The organism is Duncaniella sp. (assembly GCF_029054785.1).
In the GTDB taxonomy this organism is placed as follows: Bacteria; Bacteroidota; Bacteroidia; order Bacteroidales; family Muribaculaceae; genus Duncaniella.
In genome coordinates, this window is record NZ_JAIDEN010000071.1 from 1 (window position 1) to 6,447 (window position 6,447).

At 51.2% G+C, this 6,447-nt stretch carries 7 protein-coding genes; 1 reads left to right on the forward strand and 6 read right to left on the reverse strand.

Annotation, left to right across the window (positions count from 1 at the left end; all coding sequences use genetic code 11):
• The 6 genes from K2H17_RS04700 to K2H17_RS04725 all read right to left on the reverse strand — a co-directional run.
• Positions 1-1,047, reverse strand: a 1,047-nt coding sequence (locus tag K2H17_RS04700; RefSeq protein ID WP_300132019.1) for an RNA polymerase sigma-54 factor, incomplete at its 3' end; no start/stop codon positions are given.
• A gap of 72 nt (positions 1,048-1,119) precedes the next feature.
• Positions 1,120-2,133 carry an N-acetylneuraminate synthase gene (gene neuB / locus K2H17_RS04705; protein ID WP_300132020.1) on the reverse strand — a complete coding sequence of 338 codons (1,014 nt, stop codon included), beginning with the start codon at positions 2,131-2,133 and terminating at the stop codon, positions 1,120-1,122.
• Positions 2,134-2,210: 77 nt separating this feature from the next.
• Positions 2,211-3,173: an ATP-grasp domain-containing protein gene (locus K2H17_RS04710; RefSeq protein ID WP_300132022.1), complete on the reverse strand. Its 963-nt coding sequence runs from the start codon at positions 3,171-3,173 to the stop codon at positions 2,211-2,213.
• Positions 3,174-3,178: 5 nt separating this feature from the next.
• Complete coding sequence (locus tag K2H17_RS04715; RefSeq protein ID WP_300132025.1) at positions 3,179-4,168, reverse strand: NAD-dependent 4,6-dehydratase LegB; 990 nt, start codon at positions 4,166-4,168, stop codon at positions 3,179-3,181.
• 13 nt (positions 4,169-4,181) lie between these two features.
• Positions 4,182-4,652, reverse strand: coding sequence for a lipocalin-like domain-containing protein (locus K2H17_RS04720; RefSeq protein ID WP_300132027.1), 471 nt, complete (start codon positions 4,650-4,652; stop codon positions 4,182-4,184).
• Positions 4,652-6,139, reverse strand: a complete 1,488-nt coding sequence (locus K2H17_RS04725; RefSeq protein ID WP_300132029.1) for a capsule assembly Wzi family protein — start codon at positions 6,137-6,139, stop codon at positions 4,652-4,654. Before K2H17_RS04725 ends, K2H17_RS04720 begins: the two co-directional genes overlap by 1 nt.
• A gap of 5 nt (positions 6,140-6,144) precedes the next feature.
• Here K2H17_RS04725 and K2H17_RS04730 point away from each other — a divergent pair.
• The coding region (locus tag K2H17_RS04730; RefSeq protein ID WP_300132030.1) for a hypothetical protein at positions 6,145-6,447 on the forward strand (303 nt) is incomplete at its 3' end.

A 6,447-nucleotide genomic window follows, 5' to 3' on the forward strand; every position in this document is an offset into this window, starting at 1 on the left:
GATCGCGGCCATCACATTGTAGAGCGTCTGCTGGCGCAGCCGCAACAGGTCTATGAAATCAGTGGCATCCTCGCGCTTGCGGTTGATAAAGGTCATCGCGTCTTTCCGCGAAGATGCAGTCGAGGCCACAGAAAAATTCTCTGATCCTCCCTCAAAACTTTTCTCAATTGTCAGATCCGGGATGTTGTTGAGAAGTGTCAGGGTGATTCTGTCACCGTCGACTTCAACATTAAAATCAGGTATTATGTGGCGCGAGCGCGCATCGGCCTCGCTGTCGCCGATCAGACCGCCCGGCTTTGGATTGAGCGAACGGATGACATCCGTAGCCTCGCGCAATTGCTCGCGGTCAACTCCAAGGGCCGCACTCAGGCGGTCGTAATGACGCAGCGAAAAGAGGTCAAAGTAATAGTCGACGATTTCCAATGCTGTTTTCCTGGCCGGTGACGGCTCCATACGCCTGAGCTGCAATGACAGACAGTCACGCAGGTCATAGGCACAGACTCCGGCAGGATCAAGCGAACGGATCTTCTCGGCCACACTGCGCAACTGATCCATCGTAAGCTCCAACCCGGCATTTATAGCCAGATCGTCGAGAATCTGATGAAGTGTGCGGGTCAGATAGCCGTTGTCATCAAGATTTCCGACAATATAGCTTGCGGCGAGCAGTTCGGCTTCGCTTATGTCTGTTTCGCGCAGCTGATTCATCAGCCATTCACCGAGTGTGTTTTCAGAGGCGACGGCTACCGGCTCATAATAGGCATCGTCACGCGAGGCATTGCGGGCTTCAAGCCGATAAGCCGGGATTTCGTCTTCATCCTTGTAATCGGCAAGCTGCATTTCTTCAGCGCTCTCATGAAATTCGTCATCCGGACTTTCCGTTTCATTCCGGTCGGCGACTTCAAGCGCCGGATTGTCGTCGAGTTCACGCCTCACTTCTTCCTCCACCTCCGGACCTGTCATCTCAAGCATACGGACAAAGCGCATCTGCAAAGGCGACAGCCTCTGCTGCAATTTCTGAGAAAGGGATAGTTTCAGCGATTCTTTCATTCCAAATTTTATTCCGATTCCGATGCTGTTATGCCCTCAGACCATCGTTAAGATGTTGTTTTTAGACGACCTCTAAAGTTCTATCAGACTGTCGTAGGGAAAATCTTTCTTTGCAACCTGTCCGATGACTGAGTCCCACTGCATCGGACTGATACCGTTGCCGGGACGCTTGACGGTGATGTTATCTTCTGTGAACGTCTCGCCCTTGGAGATGGTTCGGGCGGCAACAATACTCTTGCGGGCCACTTCGATGTTGGGACGCTCGGAGTCAGCCACGGTTTTCGTCCCACTGCCAAGAGCTTTTTCTATATGGCGCACTGCTTTCACCATTGCCGAAAGTTCGGCAGGATCGAGCGACGCCCTATGGTCAGGTCCGGGAAGATTTTTGTCAAGAGTGAAATGCTTTTCGATGACTTTGGCGCCAAGAGCCGCAGCTGCGACAGGGACTTCTATTCCAAGAGTGTGGTCACTGTAACCGACTCCGCCTGTGTGCAGCTGACGCAGACTTTCCATTGCCCGAAGATTTACGTCGCTGTATGGAGTCGGATATTGTGTGGTGCAATGGAGCAGGATGATGTCTTCACGCTTGATTCCGCCATTTTCGAGCACTGCGACGGCATTTTCGACCTCAGTAAGGGTCGACATTCCGGTAGAGAGTATGACTTTTCCGCCGATACGGGCGATTTTGCGCAGATATGGCAGATTTGTGATCTCTCCTGAAGGGATCTTCCAATAGTCCATGCGGAGTGAGGCCAGCGAATCAATGCTCACAAGATCAAAGGGCGTGCTCATGAAACCGATCCCTTCCTCCCGGCAGAGTTCAGCCAGCTCTGGATAGGCCGACAATGGCAGATGGATGGCTTTACACATTTCAAGCTGTGACTCGGCCTCTCCCGTGGTTTCTTTCTGATACTCCGCCTTCGGGGCAATCGACGAAATCACAAGTTCGGGGACCGCCGTCTGGAATTTGACATAATCGGCTCCCGCACGGGCTGCTTCAACAACCATCCTGCGGGCCATTTCCATCGAGGCGTTGTGATTGACTCCGGCCTCGGCTATTATGATTATTTTTTCTGAATCGGTCATAGGGTTTCGGTCTAAGAAATTGTCTGATAATAATAGACTCCGGCTTTCTTAATTGGTCTTTAAACTTCCTCCGGACGTCAGAGGGTATCAAAAAACACTGCTTCTTCAAAATAGCGGCAGATCATGACTCCGCTCTTCGCTTCGCGGCTGCCGCTGTAAGGCATTCCACACGCTTCGGACAGAATCATCGCCGGAATGTCGGCTCCGGCATGGACTGAGCATACCACTCCGCCGCCAAGGCGCGGATTGATTTCCATCAGCATGAGCCGTCCGCCGTCAAGTTCACGAAGATACTGCAATGTGACTGCACCGCGTAGCCCCAGACGTTCTATCGCCTGACGGGATGCTTCAATAATCCCGGCATCGTCGACAGTCACGGTGCGTGACACCTCGCCTCCGACCACTTCGATCCTCCGGCGCGGGCTGATACAAAGCACTTCGCCTTTCTGTGTGATGTAGCAGTCGACTGTATATTCCTCTTTTCGGGGATAATATGTCTGAAGCAGATAGTTATCACTGACATTCTGAAGCCGGCGGAAATCCGTGATCCCGCTGATCACTTCTATGCCTTTCGATGCCGATCCGCGACGCGGTTTGGCGATCAGGGGGAACACCGGCTTGCCTCCGCGATAGGTTTGCGGCACGTCCAGTCCGGCATTCTCGAACGCGCGGGCAGAAAGCACCTTGTCAAAAAGCGTTTCAGCCAGGCCGGGTTTGACCACCGGAGACCAGACATCTCCGTAGGTGGCTACATAGGCCCCGGCAATAGAGATCGCACCGTCGACAAACGGAAGCAACACGTCGATATGGTAAGCCTCCACCACCTGATGGAGATGCTCCAGAATATCAGCCGCGCCCCAGCGCCGTCCGATGATGATTCCACCGATGACAGCAACCGGAACCTCTGCTTCCAGCTCGTAACTGAAAACACCGACTTCAATTCCGAGTTTCTTTCCGGCCTCGATCAGTTTGCGCCCGAAAGAAACGCGTTTGGCTCCTCCGAGAAAAAGCACATTGATTTTCTTCTTGTCTTCTGCCATAGCTCTCAGACATTATAGATGCCGCTCTTGTATTTTGAAAGATTGTCACCTTTGGTGAACCATTCGACCGTCTCGCGCAGACCTGCTTCAAGATCGTAGCGCGGACGCCAGTCAGTGAGCGATGTGATCAGCCTGTTGTCGCCGCAAAGTCTGAAAACTTCACTGCCTGAAGGACGCAGACGCTGAGGATCTGTCACATAGTCGACTTTCTCGCCCATGATACGCGCTATGGTCTCAAGGGTTTCCCTCATCGTGACTTCCGATCCGGTAGCAATGTTTATCTCACGTCCTTCTATACCCTCGGCCCGGCCGAGAGCGATAAAGCCGGCCGCTGTGTCTCTGACGTAATTGAAATCGCGGGTCGGGGTCAGATCTCCGACCTTTATTTCACGGACGCCTGATGCGATCTGGGTAATAATCGTAGGAATTATCGCACGCGCGCTCTGGCGTGGGCCATAAGTGTTGAACGGACGCGCGATCACCACCGGCAGTTCAAAGGCATTGTAGAAGCTCAGTGCAATCGCATCGGCTCCGATCTTAGTGGCGCTGTATGGCGACTGCGGCTGACGGGGATGAGCCTCGTCGATCGGCACATATCTAGCCGTTCCGTAAACTTCGCTTGTCGAGGTGACAACCAGACGGCGCACTCCGCAATCACGCGCTGCCTGACACATGTTAAGCGTTCCCTTGATATTGGTGTCGACATAACTGTCAGGTGCAACATAGCTGTAAGGAATGGCGATCAGAGCCGCAAGATGATAGACCGTGTCACAGCCGTCTGTGATATGACGGCAGAAATTCGGATCTCGGACATCGCCGGTGACCACTTCAAGATCAGGATGACTGATCTCCTCAAGCCATCCCCAGTTGTTGAATGAGTTATATTGGCTCAAAGCTCTGACAGCATAACCTTCCTCAAGCAGCATCTCGGTCAAGTGAGAGCCGATAAAGCCGTCAGCGCCGGTAACGAGCACTTTTGTTTTGGAATTCTCCATATATAATTATAGCTTAAACAGGTCTTTTTAAATAATATGTATATGTCACTCCGTCTTCACCGATATATGACAGAATCATCTGCCGGTTCTTCAAACGTCCGATGTGAAGCCTGGTGATTCCGTCGCTGACCAGATGCAGAGCCTCCGGCGCACGATATTCAGGCAAACGCGCAGGCTCATCGTCATAATGGCTGAAGTTCAGTTCAAGAATCTCTCCATCCTCACGCCATGAACCGGTATGTGTGATATATTCATGAACCGGCAAGATCTCGGCAATCTGAATGATACGCCCCTGAAATGACCAGGTATAGAGTTCAATGCCGCTTTCGTCTGTATACAGAGGCAGTTCCTCGCCGTCGGCGGTCAGTTTCTCAAGGCGCCATCTGCCGAAATAGTCGCCTATGTCACCGTCGTTGCGAGTGCACCCTGCTGTAAGTGTCATCAGCAGGATCACAATGAATATGCCTGTCAGTTTCTCTCTCATCACTGTCTGTTTATTTTATATCTGACTCCGACAAGCGCACCAAAGGCATTTCCCGGCATAGTCCCACGGTCAAGTTCGACCTGCACGTTAAGACTCAGCCCTTTGACAAGCCTTTCCGGATGCCAGTTTGTCTCCAGCATCACGGCTGTTTCGTGAATCGGAGTCTGCAACAAAAATTTCCCTGAGCCCCAGGCTTTACGATAACCGGCCTTCAGCCGATAGTCGAGGCTATTGCTCAGTTCGCCTTCAATTCCAATGTGGAATCCACGCAGACAGTTGCCGACAAAACCGGGATAGCCGTCGCGGTTATAAATGGGTGCCATCATAGCCGGAGTTCCGAATGACTGTCCGTAATAAGCATAGGAATTGCGCAGGGCATTGTTATAATAGTCATCAGCCCCGGCAACATGGTCCGGGACCGTAGCTCCTGGCTTATCATTGGGGTCAAAATGTATCGGGCCGCTCTGATTCGTAAAATCAAGATACTCGATCACGGCGCCGTTGACAAAGCCACTTGACTTGGACTTATAGCCAAGGCCCCAGAGACCGTCCCAACCGTTAAATTTGCCGATCCCGGTTCCGTCTTCCCACAACCATGAACAATAGGCCGACAGTTCTGCACCGTTCTTCAGGTTGTAACGGGCCTTGATATCCCAAGATCCGATATGGTTGCCGGATATATAGCCTTCGCCACCGTCTTCCAAAGGCAATATCATCTTAAAAAAGTCCTTTATGCCTACACGGTTTTTCTCTTCGTCAATGATCTCTCCATTTCGATAGTAAGTCGTTTCACCGCCAAAAACAGCTACTGCCTGCATTCCGAATGTCACAGAAAAAGGCTCGGTAGGCTTTGTCCGGAAATAGCATCGCTTATAATTGTAAAGCTCATTCCGGCTGATATGATAGCCATAATAATTATAGTGGTCACGCCACCAGTTATTATCCATCATTTTGCCGAATGCGACTTCACCCGAAATCTGTATCCACCCACGGGTAAAAGGAATGTTCTGAAAATCCCAGAATCCCATCCTGACTTCCGGAAGCGGACGAGTGTTACCACTATGGACAGGATCACCGCTGGTCAGACTCTGAGGCAGAATTGCAGAACCATGTTCTTTCATACCGGCCAGCAAAAAGACACTGCGGTATTTCATTTCTCCGTAGAGCTGCTGAATTCTGAACGCCGACGGTCTTTCTGAATGGGAAAACCATGAATCATTGGCCTTGTCATAACGCTCATAGTCAACAGCCGATGCATAGCCGCCAATAAAATCCGCCCCGAAGCCAAACGAAAAACGCTTGTCATAATCCATCTCATGCCACAAACGCGCCTCGGCCTGCAAATTTTCAGCCTGCGTGAACCGGCCATGACGCAAAGATGAGATATAGAACGGAGCAAAATCACCGCTTCCGGCTCCCACAGTCAAAGCACCCTCATAATTCATCGGGAACTCAGCCGCTGCCGAAAGAGCAAAGCTAAAAGCCATCGCCGTTGCTGATAGTCGGAATTGCCGTCCAAATTTCATGTATTCACTATATTCAAAAAACAAAAGTAACGAAGCCCTCGGCCTCATTCGGGACAAACAAAAGCATTCCCGATACAAATTTAGACAAAATCCATGAGAATCTACCGACCAAATTCAAAAACAAGAGAAATTTGGGGGAATTGAGAGTTTGGAGAGAACTGGGAGAGCTGAGAGATTTTTGGGGATTGGGAGTTCTGGGAGAACTGGGAGCGCTGGGAGTTTTGGGGATTGAGAGTTTTGGGAGAACTGAGAGCGCTGGGAGTTTTGCG

Coding starts and splice junctions, on each gene's coding strand:
- neuB (WP_300132020.1), bottom strand. CDS start 2,133: ATGACCGATTCAGAAAAAATAATCATAATAGCCGAGGCCGGAGTCAAT.
- K2H17_RS04725 (WP_300132029.1), bottom strand. CDS start 6,139: ATGGCTTTTAGCTTTGCTCTTTCGGCAGCGGCTGAGTTCCCGATGAAT.
- K2H17_RS04720 (WP_300132027.1), bottom strand. CDS start 4,652: ATGAGAGAGAAACTGACAGGCATATTCATTGTGATCCTGCTGATGACA.
- K2H17_RS04710 (WP_300132022.1), bottom strand. CDS start 3,173: ATGGCAGAAGACAAGAAGAAAATCAATGTGCTTTTTCTCGGAGGAGCC.
- K2H17_RS04715 (WP_300132025.1), bottom strand. CDS start 4,168: ATGGAGAATTCCAAAACAAAAGTGCTCGTTACCGGCGCTGACGGCTTT.